Genomic DNA, 18,657 nt, shown 5'->3' on the forward strand with positions numbered 1-18,657 from the left:
CTCTCGTCCACCCCCGCGGACCAGCGGCTCAGCTCTGCCAGACGACCGGCGACTTGACGTAGTCGTCGCCGCGGTTGTACTCGGCCGCCGCGACCTTCAAGCCGTCCTGAGCCGCGCTCAGCACGCACGTCTCGTACGTCTCACCGGACGCCTTGAACGTCTTCGGCGCGCTGGTGGAGTCGCACTTCGGGGTGTCACCGCTGATGATCACGCCGGTGCCCTTGCCGTCCTCGCCGAGGCCGCGCAACGAGATCGAGGTGAAGCTCAGGTCGGTACCGCTGAGGTTCTCGATCTTGGCCCGCAGGTAGAACGGCGTGATGTTCTTGGCCTTGTCGCCGAACTTCGCCAGGTCCTCCTTCGCACCCGCCTCGATGGCCGTGACGGTGATCGCGACGGTGCCGGTCTTGTCTCCAGTGGCGACGGGGATCACCGCGCGGGCGCCGACCTTGAGCTTCGAACCGGGAGCGGTGACGTCGCCACCGGCGGGAACGGCAGGCACCTCCTTCGAGGCGCTGGTCTCCTTGGTGCTCGTGGCGGTGCTCGTCGTCGTGTCGGTGGCGGGCGTCGCCGTACCGGTGGTCTCGGAGCCGCAGGCCGACAGGAGCAGGCCCGCCGTCGCTGCGGCGGCGATGAACAGGGGGCCACGGGCGTGCGTCACTGCGGGACTCCTCGGACTGCGGAACCTGGGTTGGCCAGGACGCTAGGCCGGATGCAGGAGCGGCGGTATCGGTCGTTCACACCACACGGCTGCTCAGAGGTCGTCGAGGCCGATCAGACCGTCCTGGATCGCCCTCGCCACCAGCGCCGCCTTCGTGGGGGCCTGCCTGCCGATCGCGGCGTACTTGACCCTGATCCGCTCCAGGTGGGAGTTCACCGTGCTGAGCGTGATGTTCAGTCGTTGCGCCACGAACTCCTTCGACTCGGACTGGAACCACTCGACCAGGACCTCGGTCTCCCGTGGCGACAGCGCCGGCCTCGTGTCCGACCTGTCGCCCGCCAGCGCTCCCGCGAGAGCCGGTGGCGTGTACGACTGGCCAACGGCTGCCGCTTTCACGGCCTGCACGAGGTGGTCGGCGCCTTCGGCCTTCGTCAGGTAGCTCAGTGCGCCGATCTCCAGGCACTGCAGGGCGATCTCGTCGTCGTCCCGCATCGAGTAGACGATCACCCTGCGGCCGTCCTCGACGAGCTTGCGCAGTTCGGACGTGGCGGGTGCGCCTCCGGTGAGGTGCAGGTCGAGCACGACGACGTCCGCCGCGGCACCGGGTCCGGTCCAGGCCACCCCGGGGTCCTCGCCGCTGGCGACGAGCTCGATGTCCGCTGTGGACAGCCAGTGCGCTACTCCCGCGCGCACCACGGGATGGTCGTCGACCAGGACCGCCGTCACGCCGTCCGCCATCTCGCCTCGCTCCTCACCAGTCCGCTGTGGACACTCGTCTCGACGGTGACCGCTTCCGCTGTACCGGCCTCCGGCAGCGTCTCCGGCGCGTCCGCCACGACGGCCACACGCACCTCGGTGGCGGTGCGCAGCAGACTCACCTTCGCACGTCCGTTCGCGGCGGCGAGTGCCTGGGCCATCGGGGCGACCAGTTCGCGCCGTACCTCCGTTGGCACTGGTGTGGCCGTGCCGCTCACCGCGAGCGAGACGACGACGCCGCGTCGTTCGGCCACGTCCACACACGCGGTCAGCTCGTGCAGCAGCGGGTCGGGCACGTCGTCGTTCTCCGCGAACAGCCTGCGCAGCTGCACGGCCGCCACCGAGCACCGCAACCTGGTCGTCTGGTCGGCCACGCTCACCTGCTCGTCGGCCAGGTCGGCGAGCAACGGCAGCAACGCGCCCAGCTGGCCTTCGAACCCCGCTTTCAGGTCCTGTTCCCGCTGGCGGGCCAGCTCTTCGCGGGTGCGGGCGGCGTCGTGCTCGGCGGCGGCCTCGGCGGCGAGGCGGGCGTCCCGGTGCAGCACACGCGTGATCACCAGGACGCCGAGCTGGAAACTCGTGCCGCTCAGGATCACGACGCCCGCGGTGCCGATGTCGCCGTTTCCGGCGTGCGCGAACCACACGATGCTGAAGCAGATGTGCGCGCTCAGTGCCGCGAGCAGCGCCGTCGGCCGTTCGACCAGCACCAGCAGCAGGTACCAGCCTACGAGCCCGAACCCCCAGTCCGCCGGGCCGAACGACGCTCCGGCGGGCAGGGCGGTCGTCGCCAGCACGGACGCGGCGAGGGGCGCGACGGCCAGCCACGCGGGCAGTTCCGGGCGGGCCGCCGCGACGTTCCCGGCGACGATCCCCAGGACCGAGGTCAGCAGCCCGTACGCGACCCACGCGGACGGGCCGTGCGGGGACCCGACCAGCTGAGGCAGCGTGAGGACGAGCTGAATGGCCAGGACCACGACGAGCAGCACCCGCCGCGTGATGGTGAGAACCGCGTGGTCAGTCATCGGCGGGCCACCTCAGCCACACGGTGGTGCCGCGGCCCTCGGCCGACTCGATCACCGCGGTCCCGCCGGCCGCCTCGAGCCGATCGACCACCGATCCGCGCAGGCCACGCCGGTGTCCGGGCACGTCCGCGGGCTCGAACCCCCTGCCGTCGTCCCTGACGACGACCATCGCGCCCCGCCCCACCGTCAGTTCGGCGCCGGTCGTGCCCGCGTGACGTTCGACGTTGGTCAGCAACTCACGCACTGCCCGCACGAACGCGAGCGCGACTCCGGCCGGCACCGGCACGACCTCGGCCTCCACCCGCACGTGCACGGAACTGTCCCGTGCCACCGCCGCAAGCGCGGCCCCGAGGTCCACGGTCCCCTGCCCGTGCCCCCGTTCGGCCAGCACCACCAGATCCCGGCGAGCCTGAGCGGCCACCGCCACCGGGTCACCGCCGTGCGCGGCCATCAGGAACGTCGCGGCAGCCGTGTCGTGCAACAGCGCCAGGTACTCCCGCTCCCGCCGCCCCTGGTCAAGGGCGACCGCCGCCGCCCGCCGCTGCTCCGCAGCCCGTTCCCGCAGGAGATCCACTCTCCGGCTCGACCTGCGCAACAACTCGTACGCCAACCGCGCGAGCACCGACTCCAACACCGCACGCACGAGCACACCGGGCCCGGTCGTCACCACCTGCACCGCGAGCAACGCCGCCGTCGCGGGCACTGTGACCTTGAGCGGCCACTGCCACTGCCACGTGATCAGCGTCGTCGTGAGCACCGTCAACACCCACTGATCGGCGTCGGCCCCCAGCAACACCGACAACACGACGACGCGGAGGAACGCCACCGGCAACGCCACGCGCGGCAACCGGAAGTCGGCGACCGTGCTCACCGCCACCAGCGCGAACAGGGTCCAGCCGAGCGGCGAGTTCAGCGAGAACGCGCCGAAGAGGCTGATCAGGACGACGCCGGCGCCGCGGATGGGACCAGCGAGACGGGACACCGTCGCAAGCAGTCTCGCCTCCAGCACGTCAGGCATTCTGCGTGAGGCGCTCATGAACCGCCTGGCCGGGCTCCACAACCTGCCTGACCCGCACGTTCGATCTGGAGTCGTCCACATATCGTCCGCATATCGAAAAACGCGTACGCCCTGGCAACAGCCGGTCGGCTTGAGTTGAGGCGTGCTCAACACCTGGCAGGAGTGGGTCGGTACGGAGACCGGGGTCGTGTTCGGCTCGGTGCTGGGGTTACCGGTGGCCGTGCTCGTGATGCTGCTCCTGGCGCTGTACCGGAGGTTCCGGGGAGCCGCGCGGCCGTGGCGGAACTCGCTCGCCGAGGTCGGCCTCGTCTACGGGACGCTGCCGTGGGTGTGGATCATCATGCTGCCGGGGGCGGAGCCAGGCGTGACGGGCAAGCTGAGCCTGGTGCCGTTCGCGGACATCATCGACCTGCTCTCCCACCGCGACACGGGCCAGATCGTCGGCAACATGCTGGTGTTCGCGGCGCTCGGGTTCTTCGCCCCGCTGAGGTTCGCGGGCCTGCGGTCGGTGTGGCGGGTGCTGGCGTTCGCGGCCGGATGTTCCGCGTTCCTGGAGATCCTCCAGTTCGTGCTGCGGCTGGACCGGGTGTCCTCTGTGGACGACGTTTTGCTCAACGCCGTGGGCGCGGCGCTGGCCTCACTGTTGTCATGGTGGTGGTGGCGTCCCAAGCCGGCGGTGGTGCCGACCCTTCACCTCGTGGGCGTGTGAATATGCGCGCGATACACCCGGCTGCCTAGGCTGGCGCCATGCGCGTGCTGATCGTGGAGGACGAGCCCTACCTGGCCGAAGCCGTCCGGGACGGGCTGCGGCTGGAGGCGATCGCCGCGGACATCGCCGGGGACGGCGACACGGCGCTGGAACTGCTCAGCGTCAACTCCTACGACCTGGCGGTGCTCGACCGCGACATTCCGGGTCCGTCCGGGGACGAGGTCGCGCGGCGGATCGTCGCGTCCGGCAGCGGCATGCCGATCCTCATGCTCACCGCGGCGGACCGGATCGACGACAAGGCGTCCGGGTTCGGGCTCGGCGCCGACGACTACCTCACGAAGCCGTTCGAGCTGCGCGAACTGGTGCTGCGCCTGCGGGCACTGGCACGCAGGCGCGCGTACGCACGGCCGCCGGTCAGCGAGATCGGTGGCCTGCGGCTCGACCCGTTCCGGCGCGAGGTCTTCCGCGACGGGCAGTACGTCGCGCTGACCCGCAAGCAGTTCGCGGTGCTCGAGGTGCTGGTCGGCGCGCAGGGAGGCGTGGTCAGCGCCGAGGAACTGCTGGAGCAGGCCTGGGACGAGAACGCCGACCCGTTCACCAACGCCGTCCGCATCACGGTCTCGGCGCTGCGCAAACGGCTCGGCGAACCGTGGCTCATCGCGACCGTGCCGGGCGTCGGCTACCGGATCGACGCGAATGGCTAGGACCCCCGGCCTGAGCGCCCGCTGGAAGTTCACCCTCAGCTACGCGGGCATCGTCGTCGTGGCCGGCGCCGTCCTGATCGGGTTGGCCTGGTGGGACCTGCTGCGCTACGTCCCCGACAACGACCAGGGCCTGCTCTTCACCAGCCCCAACCGCTACCTGCTCTCCCGCATCTTCGGCCGCGCCGCCGCGATCGCCATGGTGTTCCTGGTGGCGTTCGGCCTGCTCGGCGGATGGCTGCTGGCCGGCCGCATGCTCTCCCCGCTGGACAAGATCGCGGACGCCGCCCGGCTGGCCGCGAAGGGGTCGCTGTCGCACCGGATCCGGCTGCCCGGCAAGGCGGACGAGTTCCGCGAACTCTCCGACGTCTTCGACGACATGCTCGGAAAGCTCGAGTCGCACGTCGCCGAGCAACGCAGGTTCGCCGCCAACGCCTCGCACGAACTGCGCACCCCGCTGGCGATCTCGCAGTCCCTGCTCGACCTCGCCCGTCAGGACCCGACGCTGGTCGACGGCGAGTTCCTCGACCGCCTGCACACCTCGAGCCGCCGCGCGATCGACCTCACCGAGGCCCTGCTGCTGCTCAGCCGCGGCGACCGGGGCCTGTTCGGCCGCGAGCCCGTCGACCTCTCCCTGATCGCCGAGGAAGCCGCCGAAACCCTTCTCCCTCTGGCGGAACGGCGCCGGATCACGCTCGACGTCACCGGCGAGACGGCGACCACGACCGGTTCCGCGGAACTGCTCCTGCGAGTGATCACGAACCTCGTCCAGAACGCCATCGTCCACAACCTCCCGACCGGCGGCACCGTCACCGTCCACACCGAACCGCAACACCAGGCGTGCGTCGTGCGGGTCGAGAACACGGGCCGGGTGCTCCCGGCGGACCTGGTGCCGACGCTCACCGAACCGTTCCAGCGCGGCGGTGAACGCGTTCGCGACGACGATCACGCGGGCATCGGCCTGGGACTCGCCATCGTGCACAGCATCGTTCGTGCGCACCAGGGCGCACTCGACATCGCGCCACGACCGGAAGGCGGTCTGCGCGTCACGATCCGGCTGCCCAGTCACGCAGTCGCGGCCCGATCTCGGTGAAGAACGCCGTCTTGGCGCGCGTATAGTCGTCGTAGTCCGGACCGCCCGCGTGCTCGTCGGCGAGCCTGCGCTTGACCTGCTCGTAGCGCCGGGCCTGCTCGGGGTGGCACCGCAGCCAGTCGCGGAAGTCCACGACGAACCGCGCGAACGGCGAGTCGGCCCGCCGGACGTGCAGGATGGCACCCTCCGCCGGGGAGTGGAAAAGACGCTTCTCGTAGACGGCGTCGTCCGCTTGATCGCCGGGCCTCCTGCCGTCCCGGTGCACGCCAGGGGAATCCGGCCGCGAGCCGTGAGCCGGGACGAACGGCGTGGGCGCGAGCAACTCGGCCAGGTCGGCGAGTGGCGGCAGATCGGGCATGCGCACCTGCAGGTCCACGATCGGCTTGGCACCGAGGCCCGGCACGGCGGTCGAGCCGATGTGCTCGTAGCCGAAGCCGTCCGAGCCGGGCAGTGACGCGAACGCCGAACGCACCTCGGCGAGGAGTTCTCGCGCACGAACGGGCCAGGCGGCGTCGTATTCGACGATGACAGCGGAAGGCATGTCGCCACCTTAGGCCCGACATGGTGGTCGCCCTTCACCGCTTTGCCGTTACACCACCACTTTGCGCTCTCCATCAATTCCGCGAATACGACGGAGACCTTCGACCCTAGGAGATCCGGCCATTCGGAGTCAGGCTTGTTGGTCTTCTGCGTGGACGGGAGCGAACACGATGACCGAATCGAGCGGCAGCGGCCAGTTCCGCGTCGGCCCCGAACTCAGAACCGGCATGATCCTGACGCAGAACCAGGGTGCGAAAGCCGTTCTGTACACCGAGGTCGACGGCGAGCCGATGGTCGAGGGCGACATCGTGCTCACCCTCGTGCAGGAAGGCGAACTGCGCCCGAAGGGCGTGGTCATCCCAGGTCAGCAGTTCCGCTGGCCGGGCGGGCGGGTGCCGTTCGAGATCGACCCGGCACTGCCGGACCAGGCTCGCGTGCACAACGCCATCGCGCACTGGGAGCGCAACACGCGCATTCGTCTGGTACCGAGAAACGCGACAGACACGAATTTCATTCGTTTCCAGCCCGGTGGTGGGTGCAGTTCTCCCGTGGGCATGCGCGGAAACCGGCAGAACATCACGCTGGCATCGGCCTGCGCGACCGGCGCGACCATTCACGAAATCGGGCACAGCGTCGGCCTGTGGCACGAGCAGAGCCGTGAGGACCGCAACAACTTCGTGACGATCGACTTCACGAACGTCCAGCAGCAGAACGCCCACAACTTCAACCAGCACATCACCGACGGAGACGACGTCGGGCCGTACGACTACCACTCGATCATGCATTACCCGCCGCGGGCGTTCGCGATCGACACGAGCCGCAACACGATCACGCCGACCCAGAACGTCGCGATCGGCCAGCGCGAGGGCCTCAGTCCCGGCGACTGCGCGGCCGTGCGGGCGATGTACAGCGGCCTCGAACCGGCGGCGGTGTTCCGGGGCGTGCAGTTCACCGGCTCCGTCCCGGCCGGCACGACCCGGACCTGGTTCACCCACAGCTGGCCCGCCCACTGGTACGTGCTGTGGACGGTCGTGCCGACCGCGCCCGCCGTCGACGGCCCGGCGCAGATCGAGTGGACCACCCAGGTCACCCGGCAGTCCGGTGGGCTGCTCAAGTACTTCCTCGCCATCAGGAACCTGACCGGTGGCCAGGTCGAGATCGAAGCCCGCTACGACGTGCTCGGCTGGTCGCCGAACGCACTGTGAGAGGAGCTGCCATGAGCGCCGACCTCGACGGCGGGGCCGCCCCCGCGTCGCTCGACGACCTGATCGTGGCCGAACCCGCCGAAGCCGCGGGCAACGGTGGTGCGGCACCGGATGCCGCCGCCGACACCGAGATCTCCGCCGACGTCGAGGCCCAGCCTGAGGCCGAGGACGCCGGTCCCGCGCCAGAGCCCGAGCCAGAAGACTGAAGGGGGAATCCCGATGCGACTTGGTGTGCAGTTCCGAGGACAGGTGCCCGGCGGGTCGTCGCGGCGCTGGTTCACCCACAGCTGGCCGGAGGCCTGGCGGGTGGTGTGGATGGTCGTACCGACGTGGCCGATGGTCGACGGCGCCCAGCAGATCGAGTGGAAGGTGCAGGTCGACCGGCAGGCAGCCGGGCTGATCAAGTACTTCATCGAGATCCGCAACCTCACCGGCGGCCCCGTCGACATCGAGGCCCGCTTCGCCGTGCTGAACTGACCAGGTGCACGGCACCGTCGTGATCCCGGCAGGCACGCCCGCGTTCGGCCGGGCGGTGCTGCGGGTGCGGCTGCTCGACGTGACCCTCGCCGACGCGCCCGCGATCACCAAGGCCGAGCACGTCAGCGAGTTCTCCCGCGACGACACCGCCGAGCAGCGCCTGCCGTTCCACCTCGACTGGGACGGGCAGGCGCTGAACGTCGCCGCCCACGTGGACGTGAGCGGCGACGGACACGTTCGTCACGGCGATCTGCTCAGCACCCACGCCATCAGCCCGGCAGACGGCGTGGTCGTGCGCGTGGAGCTGGTGTAGATCAACGCCGGTAGATCCCGAACTCGTACAGCGAGTAACCCCACCCGGTCCCCCGCTGGGTGGCGTGCAGCCGGACGTAGCGGCCGGTCGCCGTCACGTCGATCGAGTCCACTCCGCCGTTTCCGGCCGTCGTGCCGTAGACGGAACGCCAGTTGCCGCCGTCATCGGACACCTGGATCTCGTACGCACGCCCGAAAGCGCCCTCCCACACCAGCTGCACGTGCTGGAACGTGGTCACCGCGCCGAGGTCGGCCCTGATCCACTGCGGATCGGCCCAGTCGGTGGCCCAGCGCGAGGTTCCGTTGCCGTCCACCGCGTTCGACGGCGGGAACGGCGCGCCGTCGCCGACCTGCTGGTACGAGGACGCGGTCACCGGCTTGCCCTGAGCCACGTTCACGCCGGACGGTTGCGGCGCCACGACCCGCACCGAACGGGTCTCGATGCCGATGTTGCCGCGCCCGTCCTCGGCCATGACGTAGACCTTCCACACGCCCAGGCGGTCCGGGGCGGTGGCGGTGAGCCGGTTTCCGTTCACCTGGACGGGAGCACCCGCCAGTCCTCCGCTGTTGTCGATGTACTTGCTGTTGAACGCGGCCGACCACTGGATCGCGTCACCGTTGGGATCGGACGCGGCGACGTCGATGGTCAGCGGTGCGCCCGCCGCGACGGTCTGCGGCACGGTCATCGCCGAGATCACCGGCGGGGTGTTGGCGGGAGTGGCGCCGCCGAACGCTCGCTGGACCGAGTAGAACGAGAGCCGTTTCTTGCCCGCGGGCGTGAGGTTGAACCAGACCGCGCCGAAGTCGTACTCCGTGCCGTAGTGGAAGAGCGTGCCGCCGAAGGACACACCGGTGTGGCCGACGATGCAGTTCCAGGCCTGGGTGTAGCCGTCGCGCTTCTGCACGTCGGTCGGTTCCGCCGGAACGCCGTTGGCGTCGTTCGGCACCTCCCACTCACCCGCCGGGCCGGCCTCGGTGAGGATGTACGGCTTGGTGTAGCCGCCGGAGGTCCAGTCCTGGCGCACCTTGCAGACGTTGCCGTAGGAGTTGACCGAGTACAGGTCGAGGTCGGGCGTGTACGCCTTGAGGTACACCCACGCGCCGGTCCACGCGTCCGTGTTCGTCACCGGGTGGTTCGTGTCGATGGCGTGGATCGCCCGCGCCGCCTCGTTCAGGTAGCGGGCGTAGGCGACGCGCTGGTTCTCCAGTTCGGTGCCGGAGTAGCAGTTCTGCAGGCCGAGGATGGACTCGTTGCCGACGTTCCACATCAGGACGCCGGGGTGGTCCTTGTAGGTGGTGACCCACTGGCGGATCTGCCCCAGCACGTCCGCCTTGTACTGGGCGTCGGTCACGTAGTTCACGCAGCCACCGGATCCGGGACCGCCACCGGGCTGCAACCAGAAGCCGTTGATCACGCGGAGTCCCTGCGCCGCGGCCGCGTCGAGCAGTGGGCGGGTCGAGGCGTCCGTGCCCCAGGTGCGCAAGGTGTTGACGCCCATGGACTTCAGCTCCGGCATGTACCGCGCGGCGTCCGCGGCGGGCGGCCCCCAGGTCAGGCCCTTCACGACCCACGGCTGACCGTCGACCGTGAGCTGCCAGTTGCCCTGCGACCCGGTCACGCGCACGCCGGTTCCCGGTACGACACCGCCTTGTGTGCCGTAGACCCGGAACTCCCACAGCGAGACGCCGTAACCGTTGGCGCGCTGGGTGGCGTTCATCCGGACGTAGCGACCGGTGCCGGTCACGTCGTACCCCTGTCTGCCTCCGGTGGCACCGGTCACCGAACGGATCGGCTGCCACGCGTCGCCGTCGGCGGAGACCTGGATCTCGAACGCCGTCGCGTAGGCGGACTCCCAGTCGAGCTCGACCCGGCTCACCGCCGACGAGGCGCCCAGGTCGACGCGCAGCCACTGCGGGGCGCTCCACTCGCTGGACCAGCGGGTGTCGCCGTTGCCGTCGACCGCGGCCGACGCGGGCGTGCCGCCGTTCTCGGCCGACGAGGCGAGCGCGGGTTTGCCCTGGGAGAGCAGGGTGGGAGCGGCGTGAGCCGGTAGGACTGCCAGGCCGAGGAGCACGGCGATCACCGTGCAGATGGAGCGGACGCGAGCCATCGCGCCTCCTGCCACAGGTAGGGATGTAGGAGGAGAGCGCTCTCACAACCCTGCCGCCGAACGTTACGACCAGACGTCGGCAGTGTCAAAAGAACCGGTCTTGACACCTCGCGAGGGCTAGCGGGACGCTGTTTGGGAGAGCGCTCTCCAAGCCGGTTCCCCACGTCGGCAGGAGGACATTGGTGTCCCGAAAACTCAGCGCGTTGACGATGACGGCTGCCCTGGTGGCGGCCGTGGTCGTGGTCGCGACCAACTCGGCCCAGGCCGATGACCTGGTCACGCACCACGAGTTCCAGGCGAACTGCTCGGTCACGACCCATCTCCCGGACGACCCGATCGTCTTCCCGGGACTGCCGGGCGCCTCGCACATGCACACGTTCCTCGGTAATCAGTCCACCAGGGCGAGCAGCACCAACGACTCGCTCAAGGCAGGTCAGACCAACTGCAGGACCCCCGACGACAAGTCCGCGTACTGGTTCCCGTCGGTCATCAACGGCGACCAGATCGTCCCGCCGGACTTCCCGCAGGTGATCTACTACAAGTCCGGCATCCTGAGGTACCAGGACGTCGTGCCGTTCCCGCCGGGCATCCGGTTCGTGGTCGGCAGTCCCACGGCGACGCAGGAGCAGTTCCGCACCGCGCCGGGCGCGGTCGAGGGCTGGGAGTGCGGCGACAGCTTCCACAACTGGGACATCCCGGCGTACTGCACGCCCGGTAGCCAGCTCAACGTCCGTTACCAGGCCCCGAGTTGCTGGAACGGCCGCGATCTCGACTCCGCGGACCACAAGTCGCACATGGCCTACCCGGACCGGGCGACGCTGGTGTGCCCGCCGAGTCACCCGGTCGCGGTGCCGATGCTCGAGTTCAAGATGGCGTTCCCGGTGTCCGGTGACATGTCCCGCGTACGACTCTCCAGTGGCCGCGGGTACTCCTGGCACTACGACTTCATGAACGCCTGGGACGCGCCCACGCAGGCCGCGCTCGTCCGCCACTGCGTCAACGGCGGCTTGCAGTGCGACCCGCGCGGATTCGACCTGTACAAGCCGAATCGAGGCGCCGCACTGGGACCGGACTACCGGTTGCCACGGTGAGGTTCCTCGCCTCATGCACCCCAGGGCGGCGCGTGCCCTGGGGTGTTTCCGCGTTGCTGCTGGCGGGGTGTGCCGCGCCCGCTCCCCCGCCCGCACCGCCGGTGTCCCCGTTCAACGCCACGGACATCGCGTGGGTACAGCTGATGATCCCGATGAACGAACAGCTCCTGCCTGCACTCGACGTCGCCCCGCCCGCGCTCGCGCGGTTCGCCGCGGAGCTCAGGGCCTCGCACTCGGACGAGTTGGTCCACCTGCGACAGTTGCGCGACCGGGCAGGGCTGCCGGACACCAATCTGCACGCGGGTCACCAGATGCCGGGCCTGGTCTCCGAGGCCGATCTGCTGGCCATCAGAACGGATCCCACGGCGCTCACGAAGAAACTGCACGAGCACCTCGACCAGACGGCCGGACTCGCTCGCAGTGAACAGGAGAACGGAACGGACGCCGCGACCAAGGAGTTCGCGGCGTCCGTCGAGTCGTCACGCAGGGATCAGCTCACCAGGCTCGGTCAGGGATAGTTCACGACGTACCGGACCTGGTTCGCCAGGTCCGCCTGACCGCCGGTGCCGTTGATGACGTTGGCGATCGTGCCCACCCCACCGAGCGAGACCGCGACGAGGTGCGTGAACCGGACTCCCGACCGGTTCGGCGCCTCGAAGCCGTTGTCCGTCACGATACTTGGATCGGCCTGGTTGAAGGCGTACACACCCACACCGAACGCGTCGTGCGTGGTCACCGAGTCAGCCACCTTGTAGCCGGCCCAGCCCCGCTTGGACCCGTTCATCCACGCGGCCTGGTTCGGTGGGTCGTACGGCAGCTCGTTCTGGTAGAGGTAGACGCGGCCGCCGTTGCCGTTCCACACCAGGTTGTGCTGCTGGTAGTGCTCCACGAACAAGCCGTACGCGATCACGTTGTCGCCGTTGACGACCACGCCGTTCTGGCCGGGGTTGGCGGTCCAGCTGACGCCCGCGCCGTGGTCGGCCCGCCACACCCAGGTGTGGTCGATGATCGTGTTGCGGCTGTTGACGCGCATGCTGACCGTCGCCTTGCCGGCCTGCGACCCGCCGACGCGCAGGTACACGTCGTGCAGCGAGGTCGGGTTGGCCGCGTGCGAGGTGGCGCTGGAGTCACCGATCTCCAGCAGCACCGGGGAGTTCTGCACCCCGGCGTCGACCAGGAACCCGGCCAGCCTGACACCGTCCACATCGGACGTGGTCAGCGCGGCCCTGCCGGTGGTCGGCGTCAGGGTCGCGAGGCCGAGGCCCAGCACGACGGTGTTCGGGCGGGTCACCCGGATCGTGTCGTCGAGCTGGTGGATGCCGGGCGTGAGCAGCAGGTGCTTGCCCTGTGTCAGCGCGGCGTTGATCGTGGCGGCCGGCGTGCCGGGCTTGACGATGAAGAAGTCCGCGAGCGACACCGACGTGCCGGGGTTGCCGTTCTCCCAGCTCGTGCCGCGCGAGTTCTGGCGCAGCGCGGGCAGGAAGACGCGGTACTCACCGGAGTTGTCGAAGTACAGGTACGGCTTCTCGCGCGTCACCGGCGAGTTGTCCACGGTCGTGTGCGACGGGTTCGGGAAGTTGTCGGGCGGCGCGCCCTGGGTGCCGGCGAACACCATGTTCCACACCGATCCCGACCAGCCGCCGACGAGGTTGCTGTTGCGGGTCAGGAACTGCTGCTGCGAACCGGAGACGGTCACGCCGTCGATCTTGCTGTCCACGATCAGACCGCCGCTGGCCCAGCCGTCGTAGCCGTTCCACAGGTGCGCCTGGCCGCGCAGGTGCATCCGCCGGTACGCGGTGGCCTGCGAGACCGCCCAGCGCTCGATCTGGTTGGGAGGCAGCGTGACCGAGAGGTTCTCGGTGCCGCGCCAGAAGTTCTGCGTGGCGTTGCCGAGGTTGTTCGGATCGTTGCCCTGCTGGAGCCAGTCGGCCTCGACGCGGATGTGGCCGTTGATGTTCACGTCGTCCGGCATCAGCCCGAGCCCGGCGATCTGCGTGTAGAAGCGCAGGTTCACGTCGGCGTTGTAGCTGCCGGGCTTGAACAGCACGGCGTAGCGCTGCGGCCCGAACTGGTTGGTCTTCATCTGCGTGGCGATGGAGTCGAGCCGCGACTGCATCTCCGACTGCGACGAGCCCGGTCCGTAGACGAACACGTTCGGGCCGAAGTCGGGGTTGCGCGGGTCGGTCGGGGGCACGCCGGGCGTGTCCGTGGTGGTGTAGACGCCCAGCTCCCACAGGGAATAGCCGTAGCCGGTGCCGCGCTGGGTGCCCAGCACCCGCAGGTAGCGGCCGGTTCCGGTGACGTCGGCCGACTGCGTGCCACCGGTGCCGGTCGTGGTCGAGTAGACGTCGCGCCACGAGCCGGCGTCGGCGGCGTTGTCGGTCACCTGGACCTGGAACGCCTTGCCGTACGCGGCTTCCCAGGTCAGGGAGACGCGGCAGACCTGCTGGCTGGAGCCCAGATCGACCTGGATCCACTGCGGGTCGGAGAACTGCGAGGACCACCGCGTGCCCGCGTTGCCGTCGACGGCGGCGGAGGCCGGGGTGCCGCCGTTCTCCGCGGAGGAGGCGGTGGCGGTGCGGTTGAGAGCGACGTTGGAGGTGCCGCACGCGGCGGCACCCGCTTGGGAGGTAACGCTGATCGTTGTCACGAGACACAGAGCGGCAGCGGCGAACGCGGCGGCCCTGGACAGGGTTGAGCCCATGATCCTGCCTGACGGGGGAAGGGCTGAAAGCCTTGGACAGGGGCGTGAGAGCGCTCTCCCAAGGGACGTTAACGCCGGGTGTCGAACAGGTCAATCAGGCAGAGGCCCGCAGGACGAGTTCCGGTTCGAAGATGACGGATTTCGGCCGTTGTCCCGGTTTTTCCAGGTCCGCGAGCAACAGGTCGGCCATCTGCGCGGCCATCCGCTCCACCGGCTGGCGGATGGTGGTGAGCTGCGGGCGGCAGGCGAGGGCGGGCGCGCTGTCGTCGAACCCGACCACGGCCACGTCCTCGGGAACGCGAAGGCCGTGCTCGTGCAACACGTCCACGGCCGCCTGCGCCATCAGGTCGTTCGCGGCGAACACGGCGTCGAGGTCGGGACACTCGACGAGGAGCCGGTGCATCGCGGCCGCGCCGCTCTCGGCCGTGAAGCCGCCCTCGGCGGTCGGGACGTACGGGAAACCGTGGCGGGCCATGGCGTCGCGGAAGCCGGCGTGCCTGTCCTGGCTCGCCAGCACGTCCATCGGGCCGGAGATCGCGGTGATGTTGTACCGCCCCGCCGCCACCAGGTGGTCGGCGGCGAGCCTGCCGCCCGCGCGGTGGTCCATGTCGACGTAGCTGACCGGCATCGGCCTGCCGGGCCGCGCGTAGAGCACCGAGGGGACACCGGCCTCCAGCAGCCGGGCGGGCAACGGGTCGGCGGGGTGCGTGGACACGAGCAGCGCGCCGTCGGCGCTGCCCTGTCTGAGGAACTCGACGACCTCGGTCCGCGCGTGGTCCGAGTCGGCGAGCATCAGCACCGGATGCACGCTGTGCGAGCGCAGGAAGTCGACCACGCCGGCCGTCACGCGGCCGAAGAACGGGTCGGTGAACACGTCCGATCCCCCGCCCGCACCGGAGATCACCAGCGCGACCGTGCCGGTGCGCCGGGTGACGAGAGACCGGGCCACGCGGTTGGGCGTGTACCCGGTCTGCTCGATCGCGTTGCGCACCGTCTCCTGGAGCTCAGGATCGACGTTGCGCGTGCCGTTGACGACCCGTGACACCGTCGCGCGGGACACGCCCGCGACTCTGGCAACGTCCTCCAACGTGGGTGCGACCTTGCTCATGCACCGGTTGTACCACGTTCGGAGAGCGTTCTCCCAACATCAAGAGGTGACGACCACGTCCTTGATCGCACCTCGCCAGAAGTCGACGTTCTGGCCGTTGTACTTGGCGCGTCCCACCGCGAACGCGCCGGTGCTCTCGATGGCCGGTCCCGCCGGTGCCGTGGCGACCAGCGCGCCGTCCACGTAGAGCCGGATCTCGGTGCCCTTCCGCTCGCCCTTGATCTCGTACCAGCGACCGATCTCCGGCGTGATCTCGTAGCGCGCCCGGTTGCCGCCCGGCGTGCTGAACGCGAACGCGCCCTGGCCGTACTGGAGGTAGAAGGGGTTCTCGGACTGGCGTCCGTCCTGGCTCACCGCGGAGGCGTAGTTGCCGGGCAGTTCGTCCAGCCGCACCTTCGCGGACACCGTGTAGTCCTTGGTCGTGTCGACGACCGGGCCGTAGGTCTCCGCCGAGCCGTTGCGGAACTCCAGTGCGCCGTCCTTCCAGGTGGCACCGGTCGGGCTGAGGGTCAGCGAGTTCTTGCCGGTGGAGTCCTTGGCCGTGGTGCCCTTGGTCTCGTTCAGCTTCCACTCGCCGCTGCCCGCGTAGGAGTACGGCTTGCCCGCGTTCGCCCCGGCCTCGATCACCCGCCGGTTGATCTCGCGGACCGGACCGGGATCGACCTTGATGCGCTTGCGGTCGTAGGTCCAGAGCCCGTTGAGCTCGCCTTCCAGGTCGGTGACCTGCGTGTAGACCGACGCGGACATCTCCTGACGGGCCTGGCCGAGGTAGAACGTGCGGGTGTTGTCGACGTACTTCGCCGTCAGCGCCGCCTTGTCCGGCACACCGCTGTAGATCGCGATCGGCGCACCCGGCCACTGGTGTCCCGGCGTGCGCAGCGTGAAGCCGCCGTGCTCGCCGTCCATCACGACGCGCTTGCCGTCCGGACGGGCCGGGTCGGTGTTGTTGTAGTCGTGGTGGTCGATGACGTCGCCCTTGCCGCTGTCGCCCTTGGAGGCACAGCAGTTCACGCCGCTGTGCGCGTTGACGATCCGGCTCGGGTCAGCGGCCTTGACCTGGTCGGTGATCTGCCCGGTGACGGTGCGGTCCCACTCGCCCCAGCCCTCGTTGAACACGATCCACGCGTAGATCGACGGGTAGTTGTGCAGTTGCTCCATCAGTTCGCGGCCCTGGCTGAGCCACGCCTGCTGCGCCTGCGGGTTGTTGCCGTCCTCGACGGACACGAAGTCCTGCCACACCAGCAGTCCTAGCCGGTCCGCGTGGTAGTACCAGCGGGCGGGTTCGGCCTTGATGTGCTTGCGGACCGCGTTGAAGCCGAGGTCCTTCTGCGCCTTCAGGTCGAAGATCAGCGCCTCGTCGCTCGGCGCGGTGTTCAGACCGTCCGGGTAGAAGCCCTGGTCCAGCTGCATCAGGTTGAAGATCGGCTGGCCGTTGAGGGTCAGCTTCGGCGTGCCGCCGACGTTCGCGATCCCCGTGGACCGCATGCCGAAGTAGCTCTTGACCTTGTCCTTGCCGAGCGTGACATCGAGCTTGTAGAGGTACGGGTCGTCCGGCGTCCACAGGTGCGGGTTCGGCACCGGCAGTGTGAGGGCGGAGTTCGCCGGTCCGGTGACCGTGCCGACCTGCTTGCCCTTGGCGTCCCTGGCGACCGCCGTGACGGTGGCGTTGCCGGCGGACTTGACGTTGACCGTGAGCGAGCTGGAGGCGAGGTCCGGGGTCGTCTTGATCTCGTCGATCCCCTTGTCCGCCACCGGTTCCATCCACACGGTCTGCCAGATGCCCGACGACGGCGTGTAGAAGATGCCGCTGGGGTTGGGCGACTGCTTGCCCTTGGGCTGGTGCGGGCCGGTGGTGTCGGTGACCGCGACGACGATCTCCTGCTCACCGCGCTTGAGGGCGTCGGTGATGTCCGCGCTGAACGCCGTGTAGCCGCCGGTGTGCTCCGCGACCAGCTTGCCGTTCACCCAGACCTTGGCCTCGTAGTCGACCGCGCCGAAGTTGAGCTTCAGCCGTTGCCCGGAACCGATCTTCCAGTCGTGCGGCACGGACACCGTCCTGCGGTAGAACATGTGGTCCTCGTGCCGTTCGAGCCCGGAGAGCTGCGACTCGATCGGGTACGGCACGACGACCTTCTCGCGCAGCTTCTTCCCGAACACCGGCTGCTCGCCCGCCTTGGCGCCCGCGAACTCCCACGGCCCGTTGAGGTTGACCCACTTGTCGCGTTCCAGCTGCGGCCTCGGGTACTCCGGCAACGGGTTGCGCGTGTCGACCTTCTCGCCCCACGGCGTCCTGAGCCGTTCGGTGGAGACGTTGCCGGTCGTGCGGGCGGTCTTCCCGACCTTGTTGCCGTCGACCGCGAGCGCTCCGGCGCCGTCGTAGTAGATGCGGACCCGCTGGCCCTTCAGCACTTCCTCGGCCAGCCGGACCGTGACGCGGTTGCGGCTGCTGGTGATCACCGAGACCGGCATCGGGGTGGCGTCGACGTCGATGCGCAGGTGGTCCTTGAGGTCGTTCACGCCCGTGACGCGGCCACCGAAGTCCGCGGTGAGGGTGCGGCCGTCCTTGGAGACCTCGGCTGTGCGCGGCACGACCTGGAAGTCGGCGGGCGGCGTGAACGCGGACTCCGGCACCAGCTGCTTGGCGATGCCCGGGCTCGACCAGCGCAGGAACATGTTGGCGCCGCCGACGTCCTGGAACATCTCCAGCTTGAACGCGTACTGGCGCCCGGCGGTGAGCGTCACCGGCGCGCTGGTCTGCTCGCGGTCCCAGTCCCCGACCCAGTGGTCGATCACCGGTTTGTCGTCGATCAGCAGCCGGAACCCGTTGTCGCCGATTGCGTGGAACGTGTAGTCGCCGGACTGCGGCACCGCGATCTGCCCGGTCCACCGGGCCGTCGTGTGCTCGGTGCGGCCGTTGAGGAACCCGAAGACGCCGGTCAGGTCACCCTGGTTGATGTCGGCGTCCAGCACGGTGCCACCCAGGGTCGCGAAGTCCCGCGCACCCGGTGCCGACATGCTGAAGTACTCGCCCTTCAGGCCGTGCACGGGCTCGGCGGCACTCGCGGACGGCAGTCCGGGCGCTATGCCCAACGCCAGCAGCAGAGCGACGAGTACGGGGGCGGCTTTCTTCATCAGCGAAGATCCCCTTCGTT

At 69.4% G+C, this 18,657-nt stretch carries 18 protein-coding genes; 9 read left to right on the forward strand and 9 right to left on the reverse strand.

Annotation, left to right across the window (positions count from 1 at the left end; all coding sequences use genetic code 11):
• Positions 1-28 precede the first annotated feature (28 nt).
• From BM417_RS30425 to BM417_RS30440, 4 genes are all read right to left on the reverse strand, one after another.
• Complete coding sequence (locus BM417_RS30425; protein WP_093601673.1) at positions 29-658, reverse strand: hypothetical protein; 630 nt, start codon at positions 656-658, stop codon at positions 29-31.
• A 93-nt stretch (positions 659-751) separates the two neighbouring features.
• Positions 752-1,396: a response regulator transcription factor gene (locus BM417_RS30430; RefSeq protein ID WP_093601675.1), complete on the reverse strand. Its 645-nt coding sequence runs from the start codon at positions 1,394-1,396 to the stop codon at positions 752-754.
• Positions 1,381-2,436, reverse strand: coding sequence for a hypothetical protein (locus BM417_RS30435; RefSeq protein ID WP_093601677.1), 1,056 nt, complete (start codon positions 2,434-2,436; stop codon positions 1,381-1,383). The genes BM417_RS30430 and BM417_RS30435 overlap by 16 nt, the downstream gene beginning before the upstream one ends.
• Positions 2,429-3,454: a sensor histidine kinase gene (locus tag BM417_RS30440; protein WP_177320683.1), complete on the reverse strand. Its 1,026-nt coding sequence runs from the start codon at positions 3,452-3,454 to the stop codon at positions 2,429-2,431. The genes BM417_RS30435 and BM417_RS30440 overlap by 8 nt, the downstream gene beginning before the upstream one ends.
• Positions 3,455-3,596: 142 nt before the next feature.
• On the opposite strand from BM417_RS30440, the gene BM417_RS30445 reads away from it, so the two are divergent.
• From BM417_RS30445 to BM417_RS30455, 3 genes are read left to right on the forward strand one after another with little or no spacing between them, the layout of a single operon-like run.
• Positions 3,597-4,163, forward strand: a complete 567-nt coding sequence (locus tag BM417_RS30445; protein ID WP_245822257.1) for a VanZ family protein — start codon at positions 3,597-3,599, stop codon at positions 4,161-4,163.
• A gap of 38 nt (positions 4,164-4,201) precedes the next feature.
• A complete protein-coding gene (locus tag BM417_RS30450) occupies positions 4,202-4,867 on the forward strand; it encodes a response regulator transcription factor (RefSeq protein WP_093601679.1) in 666 nt (221 codons plus the stop codon).
• The gene (locus BM417_RS30455) at positions 4,860-5,957 is read left to right on the forward strand and encodes a sensor histidine kinase (RefSeq protein WP_093601681.1); all 1,098 of its coding nucleotides are present in this window, start codon (positions 4,860-4,862) and stop codon (positions 5,955-5,957) included. The genes BM417_RS30450 and BM417_RS30455 overlap by 8 nt, the downstream gene beginning before the upstream one ends.
• Here BM417_RS30455 and BM417_RS30460 read toward each other — a convergent pair.
• Positions 5,911-6,498: a GrpB family protein gene (locus BM417_RS30460; RefSeq protein WP_093601683.1), complete on the reverse strand. Its 588-nt coding sequence runs from the start codon at positions 6,496-6,498 to the stop codon at positions 5,911-5,913. The two genes, BM417_RS30455 and BM417_RS30460, sit on opposite strands and share 47 nt — an antisense overlap.
• Positions 6,499-6,667: 169 nt before the next feature.
• Between BM417_RS30460 and BM417_RS30465 the strand changes: the two genes are divergently transcribed.
• Genes BM417_RS30465 through BM417_RS30480 form a run of 4 tightly spaced genes read left to right on the forward strand, consistent with a single transcriptional unit; the run spans position 6,668 to position 8,492 of the window.
• Complete coding sequence (locus tag BM417_RS30465) at positions 6,668-7,702, forward strand: M12 family metallopeptidase (RefSeq protein ID WP_093601685.1); 1,035 nt, start codon at positions 6,668-6,670, stop codon at positions 7,700-7,702.
• Between the two features lie 11 nt (positions 7,703-7,713).
• On the forward strand, positions 7,714-7,908 hold the full coding sequence (locus BM417_RS30470; protein WP_093601687.1) for a hypothetical protein: 195 nt from the start codon (positions 7,714-7,716) through the stop codon (positions 7,906-7,908).
• 13 nt (positions 7,909-7,921) lie between these two features.
• Positions 7,922-8,179 carry a hypothetical protein gene (locus BM417_RS30475; RefSeq protein WP_093601689.1) on the forward strand — a complete coding sequence of 86 codons (258 nt, stop codon included), beginning with the start codon at positions 7,922-7,924 and terminating at the stop codon, positions 8,177-8,179.
• Positions 8,180-8,183: 4 nt separating this feature from the next.
• Positions 8,184-8,492 (forward strand): YbaY family lipoprotein, encoded by a 309-nt coding sequence (locus BM417_RS30480; RefSeq protein WP_093601691.1) that lies wholly within the window; start codon positions 8,184-8,186, stop codon positions 8,490-8,492.
• Position 8,493: 1 nt separating this feature from the next.
• Here the strand turns inward: BM417_RS30480 and BM417_RS30485 are convergent, their stop codons facing one another.
• Positions 8,494-10,602, reverse strand: a complete 2,109-nt coding sequence (locus BM417_RS30485; protein ID WP_093601693.1) for a discoidin domain-containing protein — start codon at positions 10,600-10,602, stop codon at positions 8,494-8,496.
• A 182-nt stretch (positions 10,603-10,784) separates the two neighbouring features.
• On the opposite strand from BM417_RS30485, the gene BM417_RS30490 reads away from it, so the two are divergent.
• Both BM417_RS30490 and BM417_RS30495 read left to right on the forward strand, forming a co-directional pair.
• Complete coding sequence (locus BM417_RS30490) at positions 10,785-11,693, forward strand: DUF1996 domain-containing protein (protein WP_245822258.1); 909 nt, start codon at positions 10,785-10,787, stop codon at positions 11,691-11,693.
• A 32-nt stretch (positions 11,694-11,725) separates the two neighbouring features.
• On the forward strand, positions 11,726-12,211 hold the full coding sequence (locus tag BM417_RS30495; protein WP_093601697.1) for a DUF305 domain-containing protein: 486 nt from the start codon (positions 11,726-11,728) through the stop codon (positions 12,209-12,211).
• Here BM417_RS30495 and BM417_RS30500 read toward each other — a convergent pair.
• The 3 genes from BM417_RS30500 to BM417_RS30510 all read right to left on the reverse strand — a co-directional run bounded on the left by BM417_RS30500 (position 12,202) and on the right by BM417_RS30510 (position 18,637).
• Positions 12,202-14,397 carry a discoidin domain-containing protein gene (locus BM417_RS30500; protein ID WP_093601699.1) on the reverse strand — a complete coding sequence of 732 codons (2,196 nt, stop codon included), beginning with the start codon at positions 14,395-14,397 and terminating at the stop codon, positions 12,202-12,204. The two genes, BM417_RS30495 and BM417_RS30500, sit on opposite strands and share 10 nt — an antisense overlap.
• A 94-nt stretch (positions 14,398-14,491) precedes the next feature.
• The gene (locus tag BM417_RS30505) at positions 14,492-15,505 is read right to left on the reverse strand and encodes a LacI family DNA-binding transcriptional regulator (RefSeq protein WP_093601701.1); all 1,014 of its coding nucleotides are present in this window, start codon (positions 15,503-15,505) and stop codon (positions 14,492-14,494) included.
• Between the two features lie 39 nt (positions 15,506-15,544).
• Positions 15,545-18,637, reverse strand: coding sequence for a PA14 domain-containing protein (locus BM417_RS30510; protein WP_093601703.1), 3,093 nt, complete (start codon positions 18,635-18,637; stop codon positions 15,545-15,547).
• Between the last annotated feature and the right edge of the window lie 20 nt (positions 18,638-18,657).

The sequence above is a fragment of the Lentzea waywayandensis genome, from assembly GCF_900115955.1.
GTDB lineage: Bacteria > Actinomycetota > Actinomycetes > Mycobacteriales > Pseudonocardiaceae > Lentzea > Lentzea waywayandensis.